The 18,359-nt window shown below is 36.0% G+C and carries 17 protein-coding genes; 10 read left to right on the forward strand and 7 right to left on the reverse strand.

Annotated features, from left to right (window positions below; all coding sequences use genetic code 11):
- Positions 1-9 precede the first annotated feature (9 nt).
- The 4 genes from ACFO5O_RS11565 to ACFO5O_RS11580 all read left to right on the forward strand — a co-directional run bounded on the left by ACFO5O_RS11565 (position 10) and on the right by ACFO5O_RS11580 (position 6,033).
- Positions 10-3,105, forward strand: a complete 3,096-nt coding sequence (locus tag ACFO5O_RS11565; protein WP_387963926.1) for a WD40/YVTN/BNR-like repeat-containing protein — start codon at positions 10-12, stop codon at positions 3,103-3,105.
- Positions 3,106-3,125: 20 nt separating this feature from the next.
- Complete coding sequence (locus ACFO5O_RS11570) at positions 3,126-3,674, forward strand: CopD family protein (RefSeq protein WP_387963928.1); 549 nt, start codon at positions 3,126-3,128, stop codon at positions 3,672-3,674.
- A 77-nt stretch (positions 3,675-3,751) separates the two neighbouring features.
- Positions 3,752-5,209, forward strand: coding sequence for a sensor histidine kinase (locus ACFO5O_RS11575; RefSeq protein WP_387963930.1), 1,458 nt, complete (start codon positions 3,752-3,754; stop codon positions 5,207-5,209).
- Positions 5,210-5,250: 41 nt separating this feature from the next.
- Positions 5,251-6,033: an enoyl-CoA hydratase/isomerase family protein gene (locus ACFO5O_RS11580; RefSeq protein WP_387963933.1), complete on the forward strand. Its 783-nt coding sequence runs from the start codon at positions 5,251-5,253 to the stop codon at positions 6,031-6,033.
- On the opposite strand, the gene ACFO5O_RS11585 is transcribed toward ACFO5O_RS11580, so the two are convergent.
- Positions 6,034-7,449 (reverse strand): Gfo/Idh/MocA family protein, encoded by a 1,416-nt coding sequence (locus ACFO5O_RS11585; protein WP_387963934.1) that lies wholly within the window; start codon positions 7,447-7,449, stop codon positions 6,034-6,036.
- Between the two features lie 157 nt (positions 7,450-7,606).
- On the opposite strand from ACFO5O_RS11585, the gene ACFO5O_RS11590 reads away from it, so the two are divergent.
- Complete coding sequence (locus tag ACFO5O_RS11590) at positions 7,607-8,680, forward strand: PA0069 family radical SAM protein (RefSeq protein ID WP_387963936.1); 1,074 nt, start codon at positions 7,607-7,609, stop codon at positions 8,678-8,680.
- 72 nt (positions 8,681-8,752) lie between these two features.
- Here ACFO5O_RS11590 and ACFO5O_RS11595 read toward each other — a convergent pair whose 3' ends face one another.
- A complete protein-coding gene (locus tag ACFO5O_RS11595) occupies positions 8,753-9,358 on the reverse strand; it encodes a hypothetical protein (protein WP_387963938.1) in 606 nt (201 codons plus the stop codon).
- Between the two features lie 201 nt (positions 9,359-9,559).
- Here ACFO5O_RS11595 and ACFO5O_RS11600 point away from each other — a divergent pair, with 201 nt between their 5' ends.
- Entirely contained in the window at positions 9,560-10,432 is an 873-nt protein-coding gene (locus tag ACFO5O_RS11600) for an AraC family transcriptional regulator (RefSeq protein ID WP_387963940.1), read from the forward strand.
- Positions 10,433-10,435: 3 nt separating this feature from the next.
- Here the strand turns inward: ACFO5O_RS11600 and ACFO5O_RS11605 are convergent, their stop codons facing one another.
- The 4 genes from ACFO5O_RS11605 to ACFO5O_RS11620 form a co-directional block, all read right to left on the reverse strand.
- Complete coding sequence (locus ACFO5O_RS11605; protein WP_387963943.1) at positions 10,436-11,089, reverse strand: HD domain-containing protein; 654 nt, start codon at positions 11,087-11,089, stop codon at positions 10,436-10,438.
- A gap of 24 nt (positions 11,090-11,113) precedes the next feature.
- Positions 11,114-12,103 (reverse strand): acyl-ACP desaturase, encoded by a 990-nt coding sequence (locus ACFO5O_RS11610; RefSeq protein WP_387963945.1) that lies wholly within the window; start codon positions 12,101-12,103, stop codon positions 11,114-11,116.
- Between the two features lie 11 nt (positions 12,104-12,114).
- Positions 12,115-12,852: a lysophospholipid acyltransferase family protein gene (locus ACFO5O_RS11615; protein ID WP_387963947.1), complete on the reverse strand. Its 738-nt coding sequence runs from the start codon at positions 12,850-12,852 to the stop codon at positions 12,115-12,117.
- 84 nt (positions 12,853-12,936) lie between these two features.
- Complete coding sequence (locus ACFO5O_RS11620) at positions 12,937-13,347, reverse strand: BrxA/BrxB family bacilliredoxin (protein ID WP_387963949.1); 411 nt, start codon at positions 13,345-13,347, stop codon at positions 12,937-12,939.
- Between the two features lie 225 nt (positions 13,348-13,572).
- On the opposite strand from ACFO5O_RS11620, the gene ACFO5O_RS11625 reads away from it, so the two are divergent.
- The 4 genes from ACFO5O_RS11625 to ACFO5O_RS11640 all read left to right on the forward strand — a co-directional run bounded on the left by ACFO5O_RS11625 (position 13,573) and on the right by ACFO5O_RS11640 (position 16,805).
- Positions 13,573-14,304 carry a TerB family tellurite resistance protein gene (locus tag ACFO5O_RS11625; protein ID WP_387963951.1) on the forward strand — a complete coding sequence of 244 codons (732 nt, stop codon included), beginning with the start codon at positions 13,573-13,575 and terminating at the stop codon, positions 14,302-14,304.
- 2 nt (positions 14,305-14,306) lie between these two features.
- Complete coding sequence (locus tag ACFO5O_RS11630; RefSeq protein WP_387963953.1) at positions 14,307-14,630, forward strand: TraR/DksA family transcriptional regulator; 324 nt, start codon at positions 14,307-14,309, stop codon at positions 14,628-14,630.
- A gap of 115 nt (positions 14,631-14,745) precedes the next feature.
- A complete protein-coding gene (locus tag ACFO5O_RS11635) occupies positions 14,746-15,759 on the forward strand; it encodes a dipeptide epimerase (protein WP_387963955.1) in 1,014 nt (337 codons plus the stop codon).
- Positions 15,760-15,764: 5 nt separating this feature from the next.
- Positions 15,765-16,805 carry an aminotransferase class I/II-fold pyridoxal phosphate-dependent enzyme gene (locus ACFO5O_RS11640; protein ID WP_387963957.1) on the forward strand — a complete coding sequence of 347 codons (1,041 nt, stop codon included), beginning with the start codon at positions 15,765-15,767 and terminating at the stop codon, positions 16,803-16,805.
- Between the two features lie 73 nt (positions 16,806-16,878).
- On the opposite strand, the gene ACFO5O_RS11645 is transcribed toward ACFO5O_RS11640, so the two are convergent.
- Positions 16,879-18,357 (reverse strand): SusD/RagB family nutrient-binding outer membrane lipoprotein, encoded by a 1,479-nt coding sequence (locus ACFO5O_RS11645; RefSeq protein ID WP_387963959.1) that lies wholly within the window; start codon positions 18,355-18,357, stop codon positions 16,879-16,881.
- Positions 18,358-18,359 lie beyond the last annotated feature (2 nt).

The following is an 18,359-nucleotide window of genomic DNA, read 5'->3' on the forward strand; positions in this document are numbered from 1 at the left end:
CATAACAACATGCGATTTAAATTTCTTTTTAGTGCTTTGTTCCTTTGTTCGGGAATTATCTTTCAAACTGATGCTCAAAATTTTAATGAAGACCAATATAGTGCTTTAGAATATAGGCTTATAGGGCCTTTTAGAGGCGGAAGGAGTGCTGCAGTAACAGGTGTTCCTAATAAGCCTAATCTATTTTATTTTGGTTCTACCGGAGGAGGTATTTGGAAAACATTAGACGGAGGCCGATCATGGGAAAATATCTCTGACGGATTTTTTGGAGGAAGTATTGGCGCCATTTCAGTAGCTAAAAACGACCCAAATGTTATTTATGTTGGTGGTGGAGAAAAAACAGTTCGTGGCAATGTGTCATCAGGCTATGGTGTATGGAAAAGTGTAGACGCTGGTAAAACTTGGACTGAATCCGGCCTTAAAAATTCCCGACATATTCCCAGAATTGCTATAGATCCAACTAACCATAACATTGTTTATGCGGGAGTTTTAGGAAATATATATAAACCAACTCAAGACCGAGGGGTTTATAAAAGTACAGATGGTGGTAAAACGTGGAAGAAAACACTCTTTGCAAATGAGCATGCGGGTGTTGTAGATTTGTTAATTGACCCTACAAACCCAAGAATTTTATATGCTTCAACTTGGAGAGTGCAACGAACGCCCTATAGTTTAAGTTCGGGAGGAGATGGATCGGCACTTTGGAAAAGTACCGATAGTGGTGAAACCTGGACAGAGGTTTCTACAAATAAAGGATTCCCTGATGATACTTTAGGGATAATAGGAATTACAGTCTCTCCAGTGAATAACCAACGTGTTTGGGCTATAGTTGAAAATAAAGATAAAGGCGGACTCTATAGAAGTGATGATGGTGGAGACACGTGGATTTTGGTGAATAGCGATAGGAATTTACGTCAGCGGGCTTGGTATTATACCCGTGTTTATGCTGACACTAAAGATGTAAATGTGGTTTACGTCCTTAATGTGCGATACCATAAAAGTACAGATGGTGGAAAAACTTTCGGTACTTACAATGCGCCACATGGTGATCACCATGATTTGTGGATCTCTCCCGAAGATTCAAATCGAATGATTATTGGAGATGACGGTGGAGCACAAGTCACTTATGATGGAGGTGAAACTTGGAGTACCTATCATAATCAACCTACATCACAATTCTATCGAGTGACAACCGATAATCATTTTCCTTACCGCATTTATGCTGCACAGCAAGACAATTCTACGGTGAGAATTTCTCATAGAACAGATGGTTGGTCAATTTCTGAAGATGACTGGGAAAGTACTGCAGGTGGCGAATCTGCCCATATTGCTGTAGATCCAGAAAATGACGATATTGTCTACGGTGGAAGCTATGATGGATTCTTAACAAGAGTGAATCATAAAACTGGAACGGTTAGAGCCATTAATGTTTGGCCAGACAACCCTATGGGTCATGGTGCTGAAGGCATGAAATATCGTTTTCAATGGAATTTCCCTATTATTTTTTCAAGACATAATCCAAATAAGCTATATACTTTTTCACAGCATGTACATGTGACCGAAAATGAAGGACAATCATGGAAAATTATAAGTCCAGATTTAACGCGTAATGATCCTGAAAAATTGAAATCTTCTGGTGGGCCAATCACCCAAGATAATACTTCGGTAGAATATTATTGCACCATTTTCGCCGCAAATGAGTCGCCTTTAAAAGAAGGCTTATTATGGGTAGGAAGTGATGATGGTTTAATTCATGTTTCGCAAAACGGAGGACAATCATGGGAAAATGTAACACCTAAAGGAATGCCAGAATGGATGATGATTAATAGTATTGAGCCAAGTGCTTTTGATGCAGGAACGTGCTATGTAGCTGGAACAAAATACAAAACCGGCGATTTTGAACCTTATTTGTACAAAACGACAGATTTCGGCAAAAGTTGGACAAAAATAACCAATGGCATCAATCCCGAGCATTTTACTCGTGTACTTCGTGAAGATCCAAAACAAAAAGGCTTACTCTACGCCGGGACAGAAACAGGAATGTATATTTCATTCAACGATGGAATAAACTGGAAGCCATTTCAGTTGAATTTACCAATTGTACCTATTACAGATTTAGCTATAAAAGATAATAATTTAATTGTTGCTACTCAAGGAAGAAGCTTATGGATTATTGATGACCTCACTGTTCTGCACCAACTTTATGGCTCAAGTGCTCAAGGAAACAAATTATTTAAGCCAAAAGACACATATCGTATGGATGGGCGTGGTGGTCGTAGTAGTAAAACGGCTGGGACAAATCATCCTAATGGTGTGATAACCTATTTCAATTTAAAGGATTATACCAAAGATGACGAAGTTGCTTTAACCTATTTTGATACCAAAGGCGACACTATTAAAACGTTTAGTACAAAAAACAAAAAGAAAGATAAACTTGAAGTGAAAAAAGGAATGAACCAGTTTGTTTGGGACATGAGTTATGATGGTGCTGAACTTTTAGACGGCATGATTCTTTGGTGGGCAAGTTTAGATGGCCCTCAAGCTATTCCTGGCACTTATAAAGTATCTTTAAAAGTTAATGATGAAGTAGTGTCGCAGCCTTTTAACATTGTATCTGACCCAAGAGCCGAGAGCTCCTTGGCTGATATGCAAAAGCAGTTCGAATTTATAAAAGATGTGAACAAAACAATGGACGACGCTCATAAATCCATTAAAAAAATCAGAAATATCAAAGAACAATTGTCGGCATTTGAAACTCAATATAAAGGCAATGAAAGTGTAAAAGACTTACTTGAAAAATCTAAAAAACTTAAAGAAGAATTTACAGCCATTGAAGAGGCCTTGTACCAAACTAAAAATCGAAGTGGACAGGACCCCTTAAATTTCCCGATTCGATTGACTAATAAACTAGGCCATTTAAACTCACTTGTTGGAATGGGTGATTTCGCACCAACAGATCAGGATATAGCGGTTAAAAATGAATTAACGCAACAAATTAATGTGCAATTAGAGGCGTTCAACAAATTAGTAAGTGACGAAATAAGCGCCTTCAATAAGGCCTTTAATGAGAAAAGTTTAAACTATTTATTTGTTGAAGAAAAGTAGTTATTAAGTCACATTAAATAATGGAATACTACAACTATATAAAAGCCCTGCATCTCATTTTTGTGATAACATGGTTTGCTGGGCTTTTTTACATTCCTAGATTGTTTGTTTATCAAATAGAAGCATTTGCAAAACCTTCGCCTGAAAAAGAAATTTTAGGAGAACAGTTAAAAATCATGGCAAAACGACTTTGGAACATCATCACTTGGCCATCTGCAATTTTGGCCACGATTTTCGCAATTTGGTTATTGATTTTACAGCCGTATTGGCTTGAGCAACCTTGGATGCATGTTAAGTTGGCATTTGTAGTTCTTCTAATAGTATATCATTTAAAAACTCATCATTTTTATAAACAATTGCAACGCGATGAGGTTAAAAAATCTTCCAATTTTATGCGTTTATGGAATGAGGGTGCAACCTTTATTTTATTTGCAATAGTGTTCTTGGTTATTCTTAAAAATGCACTTAATTGGATTTTTGGTGTTATTGGAATTTTTGTTTTAGGAATTCTTTTAATGCTTGGATTTAGGCTTTATAAGCGTTTCAGAGAAAACAATCCTAATGCTTGAAGCCAAACACTAAACCTTATAAAATTAAGTGAGTTTGGTTTGATTATTGTTATATTTAGAAATCTACAATTTAATAAATGGTATTCGGAAAATTATCGTTAAGAGTTCGCATATTTATTGCCATGTTATTATTGGTGCTCATTGCGTCTGTATTGATTGCAATAGTCACGATACATCAATATAATGAAGAAGCTCAAGATTATCATGCAGATCGATTAGATCGTAAAGAAGCCGCAATACATGAGCACATCGACTTTGTTTTGCGAGGACGTCAAAACACCTACGAGGTTAAAACCGAAAACATTCCATTAATTTTTAAGGAAAAAATTTATGAAATTGCTGCAATTCATGAGCTTCAAATAAATCTGTACGATTTAGAAGGCAGTCTTTTAAAAACCTCGAGAGCCACAATTTCTAACGACACCATTGCCAAATGTATTGACGCCGAAGTTTTAAATGCGTTATCTAACAACGTTGAACGCAGGCACGTAGTGAAAAATACCGAAAATGGAGAGACGTTCTTGTCTTCGTATACCTACATAACAGATGAAAGATTCAAGCCTTTGGCCATTTTGAATTTACCTTATTTAGAAAATGACGATTTTTTAAACAAAGAATTAAATGAATTTTTAGAACGATTGGGTTACGCCTATTTTTTTATGCTCATACTCGCGGTGATTCTCGGGTTGCTTTTATCTAAATATATCACCAAAACATTAAAAACGATTAGCGATAAAATAAAAGAAACACGACTAGAAAAGCGAAATGAAAAAATTCACATTAAGTCATCAACGGAGGAGATTTCAACTTTAGTAAATTCATACAACAGTATGATTGATGAACTTGAGGAAAGCGCCGTAAAACTAGCAACAAGCGAACGCGAGCAAGCATGGCGTGAGATGGCGAAACAAGTAGCACACGAGATTAAAAACCCATTAACACCAATGCGATTAAGTGTTCAAAGTTTTCAGCGAAAATTTGACCCAACAGATCCAAATATTATTCAAAAGGTAGATGAATACAGTAAAACACTTATTCAGCAGATTGATACCATGAGTTCTATTGCTTCAGCCTTTTCCAATTTCGCTAAAATGCCTGCGCAGCAGAATGAAACCTTAAATGTGGTTAAAATTGTAAAACTAGCTTTAGATATTTTTAATGAAGATTATATCACTTTTATAGCCGAAGAGGAAGAGGTTATTGCAAAATTTGACCGTACGCAGCTGATTAGAGTGGTTACCAATTTGGTGAAAAATGGTATTCAAGCCATTCCAAATGAAGCTGAAAATCCCAGAATTGTAGTTAGTGTAACATCAGAGAATGGGAATGTTAAAATAACCATTGCTGATAATGGTGTAGGTATTTCAGACGAAAATAAGGCCAAGGTTTTTGAACCTAAATTTACAACGAAGTCAAGTGGTATGGGGCTTGGCTTGGCTATGGTTAAAAATATTGTGGAAACTTATGATGGAAGTATTACCTTTACATCCGAAAGAGGATTAGGCACAACGTTTACCGTTATTTTTCCTAAATAATAATCGCTATCCCGCTATAACGGGAGTTTCAATTTTTAAGCATGAATTTCGAAAACATCCTATCACAAACCAATAATGGTCTAACAACTATCACAATCAACAGACCAACTAAACTCAATGCGCTAAACAAAGCGACTATTAGTGAACTGCATGACGCGCTAGAAGCCGCAGATTATGACAAAAATGTTAAGGCTATTATCATTACCGGAAGTGGGGAGAAGGCATTCGTTGCTGGTGCCGATATTAGTGAATTTGCACATTTTGATGTTAATAATGGACAGAAACTTGCCGCTTTAGGTCAAGAATTGCTATTTAATTTTATCGAAAATTTATCGACTCCTGTAATTGCCGCAGTTAATGGTTTTGCACTAGGTGGTGGTTTGGAGCTAGCAATGGCTTGCCATTTTAGGATTGCTAGTGATAATGCTAAAATGGGGCTTCCAGAAGTTTCTCTTGGGGTGATACCAGGTTATGGAGGCACACAACGCTTACCACAATTAGTTGGAAAAGGACGTGCTATGGAACTCATTATGACCGCTGGAATGATTGATGCTAATACGGCATTAAATTACGGACTAGTAAATCATGTTACCACACAGGAAGAATTATTGCCGTTGGCAGAAAGTATTGCAAACAAAATCATGCGCAATTCATCTGTGGCTATTAAAGCTGCTATAAAAGCCATAAACGCCAACTATGAAGAAGGCGTTAATGGATATAATGTTGAGGTCGAACAATTTGGAAAATGCTTCGGTACAGACGATTTTAAGGAAGGAACTTCAGCTTTTCTTGAAAAACGAAAGGCTAACTTTCCGGGGGAATAATTATTTAACTTCCCATCCTTTACGATACTCTCGCGTTACCCAATCATTAGCTTTTTCGTAATTGGTTACGCGCATATTTGGTCCGTCCCAAAATAATTTACGTCTACCAGGATAGTCAAATGGTGCCCAATCATTAGCTGTTTTACCATCTTGTAATACTTTATATTGGAAAGCCTTTATGGCGAGATTACCCATCAAAACAGATTCAGTTAATGGACCAGCGTAACTAAATGGTGACGAAGTAGGAGTTCCGTTTAAACAACCTTCAACCCAATTATTGGCATGACCATCTTTTATTCTTGGAATCCTGGCTTCTGGCTCTATAAATTCTTTCATTCGTTCTGATGGTAATAATCTAGGATTACCACTGTAGCAATCAGTAACAAGAATCCCTTTCGAGCCATAGAATACGCTTCCGCCGCTCCAATCGCCAATCATTTCACCATCTTTCAATTCGTCTGGTAAATCGGGCATAATTCCACCGTCATACCAATTTAGACCAACTTCGCCATGAGCTTCGTTTTTAAACTTGAGTCGAACAATAGATGATGGCGGGCATGCCGTATTGTAATTGGCTTCAACAAAATCTCCAGCCCAAACCGTAGTACAACTTGCTTCTGCCTCATAGGGAGAACCAAGATTTAAAGTCTTAAAGGGGGTTTCCATGATGTGGCATCCCATATCTCCTAAACCTCCAGTACCAAAATCCCACCAACCACGCCATTTGAATGGTAAATAGGCCGAATGGTATGGGCGTTCTTGAGCAGGACCTAACCATAAATCCCAATCTAATTCTTTAGGGACAGGCTCACCTTCGGTGATGTTTCTTAATCCTTGAGGCCATACGGGTCTGTTAGTCCAACAATCCACTTTACTCACTTGTCCAATCAAACCTGCTTCAATCCATTCTTGTGCTTTTCGTATGCCGTCTGATGAACTACCTTGATTTCCCATTTGGGTTACAATGCTGTTTTCGGCAGCAACTTTTGCCATTAATCGTGCTTCATAGATATTATGTGTCAAGGGTTTTTCAACATAAGCATGTTTTTTTGCTCTCATAAATGGCAACGAAATAATGGCATGTGTATGATCGGGTGTCCCAACAGAAAATGCATCTATATCATTAATATGGTTGTCATAGAGTTTTCTGTAATCTTTATAGCGAGTAACTTTTGGAAATGCTTGATAGGTGCCTTTGGCTGAACGGTCGTCAACATCGCAAAATGCCACGAACTTCACCTTTTTTGTTGCATCTAGTTCTCGTACCACTCCACCGCCTCTACCTCCAACACCAATTGAAGCTACGTAAAGTGTGTCACTTGGAGGGATATGGTTTCCTCCTAAAACATAGCTAGGTACAATTGAAAATGCCGCAGATGCGGCTGCAGTATTCTTTATAAATTGGCGTCTTTTCATTTTGATGATTGTTTAAGGCATCAAATTACAAAAAATCAAACAAAATTTATTACTGGCTTCAAAACTTTTAGGGATGTTGATAACCTGTATTTTATTTAACAATTAAGACTTTAATTAATGCGTAATTTAGAAGACAACTTTCCAAATCTTTAGTGTTATGAATTCAAAAACCATCATAAAGGGTCGTGGGGCGCAACTAAATGTTCCTAATCGATTTTTTCAATTGAGCCATGAATTGCGTGATGATTTTCTCGAATATTGTCAAAAGGAAGATGAGGACTTCGATAAAAACAAGACGCTTTATCTGGAGGTTTTCCCTAAAACTATTGTCAATAAGGTGGAAAGCCCTGATGTTGGCATGATGTATTCTATGAATATGTACCAAGGTTGTGAACATGGTTGTGTTTATTGCTATGCACGTAACAGTCATGAATTTTGGGGTTATAGTGCGGGACTCGATTTTGAACGACGAATTTTAGTGAAAAAAGATGCTCCTAAATTATTAGAAGCACTATTAAAGAAAAAAAGTTGGAAGGCCAACACTATTGTGATGTCGGGAAATACAGATTGTTATCAACCTGCTGAACAACAATTTAAAATTACTAGACAATGTTTAGAAGTGTTTTTGAAGTATAAACATCCTGTTGGTATCATCACCAAAAATGCTTTGATATTACGAGATTTGGATATTTTAAAGGAACTTGCGCAGCATCAATTAGTAGGCGTTAATGTATCAATCACGACATTATCTGAAGAAACCCGGCGAATATTGGAGCCGAGAACCGCATCCATTAAAAAACGTTTAGAAACTATTCGTGTTTTGACTGAACATGGAATTCCCGTAAACGTCATGTTAGCACCAATAATACCTTCAATTAATAGTCATGAAATTTTGCCCATGGCTAAAGCTGTGTCTGAAGCTGGAGCTTTGAGTATCGCCCACACTATAGTGAGGCTAAACGGTGCCATAGGTGAAATTTTTAGCGATTGGATTAAAAAAACCATGCCAGATAGAGCAGATAAAGTGTTGCATCAAATTGAAAGTTGCCATGGAGGTAGTTTGAATGACAGTAGATTTGGAATTCGAATGCGGGGAGATGGCGAAATAGCAAAACAGATTAACAATCTCGTTAAACTTGCCAGACAGAAATATTTTAAAGGCAAAGCGATGCCAAAGTTAAATACAACATTGCATGAGCCTTGTAAGGACGGACAACTAAAATTATTCTAATAAAAAAAGAGAAGGCTTTACGCCTTCTCTTACACTAACTAAAATTACACTAACATTATATAAAAAACTATCTTAAAGTGTCATCGTTTTACTGAATTCATGCCCTTCAGTTTCTACTACAATTCTGTAGGTTCCTTTTTTTTCTTTATCCAGCGCATAAATCCTTTCAATTATTTTAGTGTCTTTAAACTTATCAGTATAAATCAATTCAGGGTTGCTAGAACTCATATCATTATCATAATAAATTTTAAGCTCAAGAGGCTTATAATCTAAAGAAAGTCTTGAAAACAGAATTTTGTTGTCATTAATTCTAATAGTAGGCTTAAAGAATTTTGATTCATTCTCTTTATGAAATTCCACTTTATTAGCTTTAACGTTGAATGGGATCACTTGAATTTCTAGATCTTTATCAAGTTCGAAAAAGTAGTTCCCATCTGGTAAGGCTGTTAAATCGAATCCTTTTGTATAGGCACCTGTTTTTTCAATATATTCTTTGTACAGTACAACACCAAAGTAGTCTTTAATGACTAGAACTTGACCTTCTTTAACGTAGTTTATAACTACCATTGTTTTTTTAATCTCATTATTTACTTCAAAAGCAGAAGGTTTTGAAGCGTAGCTCAACATAGTTCCCATAATGGTCACTAATAATATTCCTTTTTTAATTTCTTTTTTCATGATTTGAGATATTTAATTGTTACGGTACAAATGTATGGCTGAACATTCAGGTGAAAAACATCTAGTTTGGCTAATTTATGTACATAATTAACCACTTAAAAGAAGATCAATAGCATAGGTGGTAAAATAGTATAGTAAATTGATAAATTTGCATAGGTTTCTTAGGTCTCATTCAAGTAACTTTGTAGTAAACTCCATAAGATGTCCAATATAAAACCTACGTTAGAAAAAATAAGTCCGAATTTTGGGAGCTCTATATTAATTAAGCAGCACACTAAAAACAGAAAACAAAAAAAGGCATTCTGGCATTTTCATCCAGAGATTGAATTAGTTTATGTTAATAAGGGACAAGGAAAGCGACATATAGGAAATCATTTGTCCTACTTTAATAATAGTCAGCTAATTCTATTAGGTTCTAACTTACCTCATAATGGGTTTACTGATCGATTAACGAGTAATGGAACTGAAACTTTAATACAATTCAAACCAGATTTTTTAGGGGAAAGTTTTTTTAAAACACCTGAATTACAAAACATAGCGCAATTGTTTGAAAGGGGTAAAAAGGGTATACTTTATAAGCCAGAAACAAAAAAAATTGTTGGCCCTAAAATTGAAAGTCTGATTAATTTTGAAGGAGTTGAGCGTGTGATTAAACTTTTAGACATTTTGAATGATTTGTCAATAGCCCAAGATTATAGTTTACTAAATGCCGATGGCTATGCTTTTGAAACAAAACTTCAGGACAGTTCAAAAATTGATATGATTTACAAACACATTAACAATAACTTTAAAACTCATATTAGTTTAGACGAAATAGCAGACAAAGTAAGTATGACTGTGCCTGCCTTTTGCAGGTATTTTAAAAAGGCAACTGGTAAAACTTTTACCAAATTAGTTAATGAATATCGTGTAGTGCACGCCACTAAATTATTATCTGAAAGTCAAATGTCAATAACCGATATATGCTTTGAATGTGGATTCAATAATTTTTCGCACTTTAATAAGCAGTTTCATGAGGTTACTGGTAGTAGCGCCTCTGCATATAGAAACAAGCTGAAACAAATTGTTCAATAAGGCTTATTTAATACCGTCCCATTCGGCATAAAATTGTTCGAGATAAAGCAGCATAAACTGATGGCGTTTTTCTGCAATCTGTTTTCCGGTTTTAGTATTCATTCTATCTTTTAATAGCAGCAATTTTTCGTAGAAATGATTAATTGTTGGTGCAGTAGAGTTTTTATATTCCGCTTTAGTCATATTTAAATTGGGTTTGATACTTGGGTCAAACAAGGCTCTGTTTTTAAAGCCACCATAATTAAAGCAACGTGCAATACCTATTGCTCCAATGGCATCCAAACGGTCGGCATCTTGTACTACGTCCAGTTCGGCTGACTTAAAACTCTGTTTTTCATTGCCGCCTTTAAAAGAAATGTGTTTGATAATATTTACAACATGTTCAATCACTAAAGAATCTACGTTATGCTTAAATAGAAATTCGCGAGCTAATTTTGGACCAATTGTCTCATCTCCATTATGAAATTTGCTATCGGCTATATCATGCAATAATGCTCCAAGTTGCACTACTAATAAATCAACATTTTCAGTTTTGGAGATCAATATTGCATTATTGTAAACTCTTAAGGTATGAAACCAATCATGGCCGCCTTCAGCACCTTTAAGTTGTACTTTTACAAATGTTTTTGTGATTGAAATTAACTGTTCGGAATTCAAAATTACTGCTTAAAAAAATTGACTTTATTTTATAACTGCAGGTTCAACCCACTTAAACTGAAATGAATTTTGAGGAATGGTCATTCTATCGGCCAAACGCAGCATTCGCGACGGGAGTTTCATTAAGTAATCACGAGCTTTTTCTGCTTCTTCATTTAAGTTAGTGATATTGGCTATATCCCAACGGGCAATTAATTTTTCTAAAATATCTATATAGTCTTTTGACGTATAAACACCTATACGTTGCGCCGTGTTAGAAAACTCTTCAAATGCTGAACTTATTTTATCACCAGATTCCCTTAAAAAGTGGGCCGGCATTGTGATTTTTTGTTTCATCATATATTGAAATGCCAACATCATTTGGTTCGGATCGACTGCAAAAATACGTTCTACAAATTCTGAATAGGCATGATGGTGCCGCATTTCATCACCTGAAATAATTTTGCACATTTTGCTCAATTGCTTATTGCTTTTCTCTTTAGCGAATTTCGCCACGCGATTATGGGAAATATAAGTAGCTAACTCTTGAAAACTAGTGTACACGAAATTTTTGTAGGGATCTCTATCGGTTCCTATATCAAAGCCATCTGCAATAAGGTATTGTGTTGTTTTTTCAATTTCTCGCATATTTACCCGTCCAGAGAGGTACAAATATTTATTCAACACGTCGCCATGTCTATTTTCTTCAGAGGTCCAATGCCTAACCCATTTTGACCAAGGGTTTCGTTCTACTTGACCAACTCCTTCAACATCCATGAGCCAAGATTCATAGGTTGGTAAGGCTTCTTCAGTAATCATATCTCCAACCAACACAACCCAAAAATCATAGGGTAATTCTTTAGCGAGTTCACGAATTTCTTCGACTTCATCAAAGAAGGAATTACTTTCTGAATTGGGCAAAAAATCAGTAGGTTGCCAAATATTTTCTACAGGGATGAGGTACTTTTCTATAAGGGAGTCAACGTCTTTTTCCAAAAACTGCATGACTTCCAATCTTACATTTTTTAAGGACATAATTATAAGATTTATGGGCGAATGGCTTCCGTAATAGTGCTTTCAATTAAGGGAATCAGCGCTTCTTTGTTTGTAAAGGTAGCAATTTTAATAGGCTTATGAACTGTAAAAATAATATGATTGCCAATTCCCATGGGGAATTTACCATAACGCAGCATTTTCCAGGAATTATTTATGCTTATAGGAACTATTACCGCAGATGGCACTTTTTTTATGAGGATTTCTAATCCTTTAGTTTGAAATTTTTTAGGGTAGCCATCTTTACTTCGGGTGCCTTCAGGAAAAATAACGGCAGCTCGCTTTGTGCGTTCTATATATTCTCCAAATTGCATAATGGCCGGTAAGGCCTGTCTTGGGTTTTTTCTGTCAATTAAAACCGAACCGCCATGCCTTAAGTTAAAAGACACACTAGGAATACCTTTGCCTAGTTCCTTTTTACTGATAAACTTAACATGATGTTTTCTCATAAACCACATGATTGGGGAGATATCATACATGCTCTGGTGGTTGGCAACTATAATAAGTGGTTGGTTGGTGGAAATTTGATGTGGGTTCGAAAAGGTGAAACGTGTTCCTAAAATATGTAAACAGCGTACTAAACACCATTGTAGTACATCAACACTAATTTTATGAGCTTGATAACCAAATAATTTTAGACATAGCCATTGAATAGGATGAAATATCAATAAAATCAATCCAAAACAAATTAAATATAGAACGGTCAAAGGATAAGCCAATAACTTTCTCATAAAGCAAAAGTAAATTAATGAAAAGGATGCACAAAAAAACCACGACAATAATCGTGGTTTTGTATTCATTTTTTATGCTAGTAATTAGCAGTATTCGTTATAAGCATCAACTAAATTTTCGGCTATCAATTCTGCTGGACGACCTTCAATATGATGACGCTCCAACATATGTACTAACTCGCCATTTTTAAACAAGGCCATACTAGGTGAGCTTGGTGGGAAAGGAATCATATGTTGCCTTGCACGGTCAACAGCCTCTCTATCAACGCCTGCAAACACAGTAACAATGTGATCTGGACGTTTAACATTTTGTAAGCTCATTCTAGCACCTGGTCGCGCATTAGCAGCAGCACAACCACAAACTGAATTGACAACAACCAAGGTCGTTCCTTCTTTTGCTAAAGCAGCATCAACAGCTTCGGCAGTATATAATTCTTCAAAACCAACTTTGGTTAAATCTTCACGCATTGGTTTTACTAATTCTGCTGGATACATGTATTTTAAAATTTATAAGATTAATAATTTGACTGCAAAGATATAAAATAGTCTTCAGTAAGCAGTCGCTGTTAACAGTTATATATTACAAGCCTTAACTATTTTTAATTTGAAAACAAGCATAACTTCACATCAAGTAGCTACACAACAAACCATTTCAATGTAACAAACGCAGGAAAAACCCAACTAACTATAGTATCTTTGCAACCTAAAAAAATAGAATAAATGGGATTTTCAAAATGGATTGGCGGAGCTTTGGGATGGTCGTTTGGTGGGCCTATTGGTGCCATCATTGGAGTAGCTTTAGGCAGTATGGTTGATGCTATGTCTAATGACGAACGAAGAGCATATCAACGCACTTACAGTAGAGGTCAAACACAATCGGGAGATTTTGAGGTGAGTTTATTGGTTTTAGCTTCGGTAGTTATAAAAGCAGATGGTAAGCAAGATCAACGAGAGTTAGATTTTGTGCGTCAACAATTTGTAGGCATGTATGGTAAAGAACGGGCAAATAATGCATTTAAATTGTTTAAAAACATAAGTAAACAAGAGATTCCTCTACGCGATGTTTGTTTGCAGATTAGGCAAATGATGAACCAGGCGTCTCGCTTACAATTGATTCATTTTTTATTTGGAATTGCCAAAGCCGATGGAATGGTTGTAGAAACTGAAGTAACTTCAATTCATACCATTTCAAATTATTTAGGAATAAGCCAACTTGACTTTGAAAGCATTAAAGCGATGTTCTATAACGGAACAGATAACGCATATAAAATACTTGAAATTACCAAAGATGCCTCGAATGACGAAATTAAAGCTGCTTATAGAAAAATGGCCAAAAAGTATCATCCAGATAAAGTAATCCATTTGGGTGCGGAGCACCAAAAAGGGGCTGAAGAAAAATTCCGTCAAGTTCAAGAAGCCTATGAACAATTACAAAAAGAACGTAATTTTTAAATATGGATAAGTCCATCATTAAATCAACCTTATTAAGCGAAATTTTAAAAACTGAAAAATCAATTTCAGATTATAAGGAATTAACGCAACCTATTTCACCTAATGATGCCATTGGGCGAGTAAGCAGAATGGATGCCATCAATAATAGAAGCATAAATGAGGCTTCCTTACGCCAAGCTGAAATTAAATTGGCCAATTTACAGCGCGCACTTTCAAGGCTTGATGAACCTGAATTTGGTATCTGTTTAAAATGTAAGCATCCAATACCTTTAGGCCGGATTTTAATCCGCCCTGAAAGTTTTTTGTGCGTACAATGTGCCAGATGAATTACTTGAGAGTTTATGTCATCTGCTATTAAAATTTATTAACTTAGTAAGTTATTACTTATAAATTGGAGCATTTTAAATTGAATCAGCCATTTTAACGCACATTAACTAAACTATGCAGCTAATTTTAAAAGAATTTACGTTAAAACTAAAACACACCTTTACAATTTCAAGAGAATCCCATAATGAGCAGCCGTCATTAATTGTGGAGTTAAGACAGAATGGGTATTCTGGTTTTGGAGAAGCAACTTCAAATCCGTATTACAAAATAAAAGTTTCTGATATGATTGAAGATATCATGCGTCTTGAGAAGACCATCATAGAATCATCACACCTAAAACCTGAAGCATTTTGGGCAACCATGTACCCGCTTTTAGAACATAATATGTTTGCCTTGTGCGCTTTAGATTTGGCATATAATGATCTCTACGCGCGTCAACAAGGTAAAAAGTTATATCAGCTTTGGGATTTAGATATAAAAAGAAATCCGCTTACAAATTATACCATAGGAATAGATACTATTGACAAAATGATTTATAAGATGAAAGAGACCCCTTGGCCAATTTATAAGATCAAATTGGGCTCTCATCAAGATATAGAAATTGTCAAAGAATTACGCAAACATTCAAATGCCATATTTAGGGTGGATGCCAATTGTGGTTGGACCCCGGACGAGACCATTAAAAATGCCATAGAGTTAAAAAAATTGGGCGTCGAGTTTATAGAACAACCTTTAAAAGCCGATGATTGGGAAGGCCACAAAAAAGTCTTTCAAGAGTCAGTATTGCCCATTATTGCAGATGAAAGTTGTCAAGTAGAAAGTGATGTTGAAAAATGTCATCAATATTTTCATGGCGTTAATGTTAAATTGGTAAAATGTGGAGGTTTAACTTCAGCAAAACGAATGCTTAATAGCGCGAAGAAATTAGGGATGAAAACTATGGTAGGTTGCATGACAGAATCATCTGTTGGAATTTCGGCTATTGCACATGTTTTACCTTTGTTAGATTATGTAGATATGGACGGAGCCTTGCTATTGTCAAATGATATCGCAACTGGAGTAACTATTGATCAAGGCGTCGTTAGTTACAGCCAGTTAAATGGTTCAGGTGTTGTTTTAAAGGCATAAATAAAATGGTTGTTGAGCAATTTCCCGACAGAGTAATTACAATTAATCAAAAAGATTACCTTTATTTTGGAGGCACTTCATATTTAGGTTTGGCCACACATCCGCAATTTCAAGACAGTCTTTTTAAAGGAATTAAGAAATGGGGATCTGCTTATGGTAGTTCAAGAAACTCAAATGTTAAGTTAGCAATTTATGATAAGGCAGAGGATTTATTGAGCCATCTTATAGGTTCAGATGAGTGTGTTACTGTGTCATCAGGGACTTTGGCTGGAAAGCTTATGTTAGATTATTTAGATAAATTTGAGGTAACTTTTTATCATTATCCAAAGACGCATCCAGCAATTCTTAAAAATAATAGTGTGGCTTTATTTTTAGATGGGATGCTTCATCCAGACTTACAAAATTCAAAAAAAGAAACGGTAGTAATTAGTGTTGACGCTATATTATCCAATGAAGTTACAATCACGTCGTTTGATTTTTTAGAGGCAATTTCTTCAACTAAGAGCATAATTTTACTCATTGATGAGTCTCATAGCTTTGGGGTTTTTGGCAATAATGGCTTTGGCATTTTTAATCAGCTGTCTCATCCCAAAATAAAGCATAAAATAATGATTTCATCTCTTACTAAAGCCATGGGCTGCGCTGGCGGGCTCATTGCTGGCGATAAAATCGTTATTGATGCGATAAAAAAGGATGATGTCTTTATTTCATCATCGGGGATGAGTCCTATGTATTTGTATGCCTTCTTTCATTCTCAAGAGATTATAAAACAACAACAAGAACAATTAAAACAGAATTTAGACTTTTTGTTTGAAGATTTAAAGCTGAGTGATTTATTTAAATATAATCAATCATACCCTGTAATTTACTGCAATCATGCTGGAATATTTGATTATTTAAAAAGTAAAAACATCCTAATAACAAACTTTAAATACCCTAATTATGATGTGGTAATGAATAGGATTGTAGTAACAACAAACCATACTGAAGAAGATTTAGAAGCTTTAAAAAAGGCCTTATTAGAATTTCAAAATGAGGTCGTTTAGATATTAGAAACTGTTAAAGGGCAGAACTACAATTTACTATACTGTAATTCTACCCCTAAACAGATTTCTATTTTTATGGTGTTTCCCACCAAACAGGAGTTACCGGGGTTTGTTGATTCGCTTCAACATTAGCCCTATTTCTATTTAACTCTGTAGACGGGTAACTTGCTCTTCTAAACCATTGTCCTGCATATTCACCACTCGAATCTGCTTCTTCTCGAATTGTAAGCCCTATAAAGACATCATCAGAAAAATTATAGCGTCTGAAGTCAACAAATGACTCTGGGTTTAAGAAGTTATGGATGTACTTTTCTTTCATAATATGGTTAAGCATTAATCCGCCAGCTCCTACGGCAATTGCTCCGTCCGCCATATAATCAGATCCATCTACGCCATATTTAGCCATACTAGCTGCAATGCCTTGCATATAAGCTTCATATGCTGTTGTGGTAGAGCCAACACTAGTCGTTGTACCGCCATTAGCTAAAAATGCTGCTTCAGCTTTAATAAACATGGCTTCGGCATAGCTGATAATCATGATGGGAGAGTCGATACTAGTGTAATAGCCACCTTCAACAAAAAAGGTATTACCAGGTGTCCCATCTGGACTATCACCTCCGCCACCACTCACAAAGCCTTTCCATTCTGTAGCACCATTATTGGTCCCAAAACGAGGCAACCTAGGGTCTATATTTAAAAGACCACTCTGAAAAGGGTAATAATCCCCATTCATAGAGCTAATGAGTTGGCTAGCTAGGTCGTTATGAAAGTTCCCTGTACTTCGTGCCACAATTTCTTGCGCATACCATGGGTTGATAGTTCTATCATCGTAAGACATTTGAAAATCATCGGCATTGGAGCTAAAGCCATTGGCAATGGTTGTTAAAACTTCATTAGCCGTAACAACGCCTTTATTAACCAAATGCAATTGATAACGAGCTTTTACAGTATATGCGGCTCTTAACCAACGGTCTGTATTACCCCCATAAATTAAGTCCTCACTTCCCAATGAAATATCAGAATTATCTTCAGCTTGCAAGGCTGCAATAGCGCTATCTAATAAAGTAAATATTGATGTGTAAACTGATTGTTGAGAATCAAAAGCAGGGAACAAATTTCCTTCACCGAGTGCAGCTTCAGAATAGGGGATATTATCCCAAGTATCAGCTGCAATACCAATATTTATCGCGGTTAAAATATCGGCTACAGCTGCATAATGTGTTGCACCAGCGGCTGCCGCTTTTGCTTTAATAACTTTTATGTTTGGAAGTATATATAAATAAATATTGTTCCATAAACCAGCGGCCGAAGTTTCACCGGCTGCAGTTCCACCTTGTCCTACAAAGTTTTGGCTATAATTTCCAAAAGTCAATTCTGCTGAATATTGCCCTTGAATTGTTCTAAAAATTACTGGCGCCATAAGGTCGCTAATTCTAAGCTGTTCTTCTTGTGCTGTCCCGGAAGGTGTGTTAACGTCAAAGTACTCATCACTACATGAGATTGAACACATGAAAAGTAATGTTATAACTGTTGTTTTTAATATATTTTTCATCT

It is taken from the genome of Geojedonia litorea (assembly GCF_042654525.1).
GTDB classification, from domain to species: domain Bacteria; phylum Bacteroidota; class Bacteroidia; order Flavobacteriales; family Flavobacteriaceae; genus Geojedonia; species Geojedonia litorea.

What these genes read in the sequence shown, in the direction of transcription:
- ACFO5O_RS11590 (WP_387963936.1), top strand. Translation starts at nt 7,607, where the DNA reads ATGAATTCAAAAACCATCATAAAGGGTCGTGGGGCGCAACTAAATGTT.
- ACFO5O_RS11585 (WP_387963934.1), bottom strand. Translation starts at nt 7,449, where the DNA reads ATGAAAAGACGCCAATTTATAAAGAATACTGCAGCCGCATCTGCGGCA.
- ACFO5O_RS11635 (WP_387963955.1), top strand. Translation starts at nt 14,746, where the DNA reads ATGCAGCTAATTTTAAAAGAATTTACGTTAAAACTAAAACACACCTTT.
- ACFO5O_RS11595 (WP_387963938.1), bottom strand. Translation starts at nt 9,358, where the DNA reads ATGAAAAAAGAAATTAAAAAAGGAATATTATTAGTGACCATTATGGGA.
- ACFO5O_RS11640 (WP_387963957.1), top strand. Translation starts at nt 15,765, where the DNA reads ATGGTTGTTGAGCAATTTCCCGACAGAGTAATTACAATTAATCAAAAA.
- ACFO5O_RS11570 (WP_387963928.1), top strand. Translation starts at nt 3,126, where the DNA reads ATGGAATACTACAACTATATAAAAGCCCTGCATCTCATTTTTGTGATA.
- ACFO5O_RS11565 (WP_387963926.1), top strand. Translation starts at nt 10, where the DNA reads ATGCGATTTAAATTTCTTTTTAGTGCTTTGTTCCTTTGTTCGGGAATT.
- ACFO5O_RS11645 (WP_387963959.1), bottom strand. Translation starts at nt 18,357, where the DNA reads ATGAAAAATATATTAAAAACAACAGTTATAACATTACTTTTCATGTGT.
- ACFO5O_RS11600 (WP_387963940.1), top strand. Translation starts at nt 9,560, where the DNA reads ATGTCCAATATAAAACCTACGTTAGAAAAAATAAGTCCGAATTTTGGG.
- ACFO5O_RS11575 (WP_387963930.1), top strand. Translation starts at nt 3,752, where the DNA reads ATGGTATTCGGAAAATTATCGTTAAGAGTTCGCATATTTATTGCCATG.
- ACFO5O_RS11615 (WP_387963947.1), bottom strand. Translation starts at nt 12,852, where the DNA reads ATGAGAAAGTTATTGGCTTATCCTTTGACCGTTCTATATTTAATTTGT.
- ACFO5O_RS11580 (WP_387963933.1), top strand. Translation starts at nt 5,251, where the DNA reads ATGAATTTCGAAAACATCCTATCACAAACCAATAATGGTCTAACAACT.
- ACFO5O_RS11625 (WP_387963951.1), top strand. Translation starts at nt 13,573, where the DNA reads ATGGGATTTTCAAAATGGATTGGCGGAGCTTTGGGATGGTCGTTTGGT.
- ACFO5O_RS11610 (WP_387963945.1), bottom strand. Translation starts at nt 12,103, where the DNA reads ATGTCCTTAAAAAATGTAAGATTGGAAGTCATGCAGTTTTTGGAAAAA.
- ACFO5O_RS11630 (WP_387963953.1), top strand. Translation starts at nt 14,307, where the DNA reads ATGGATAAGTCCATCATTAAATCAACCTTATTAAGCGAAATTTTAAAA.
- ACFO5O_RS11620 (WP_387963949.1), bottom strand. Translation starts at nt 13,347, where the DNA reads ATGTATCCAGCAGAATTAGTAAAACCAATGCGTGAAGATTTAACCAAA.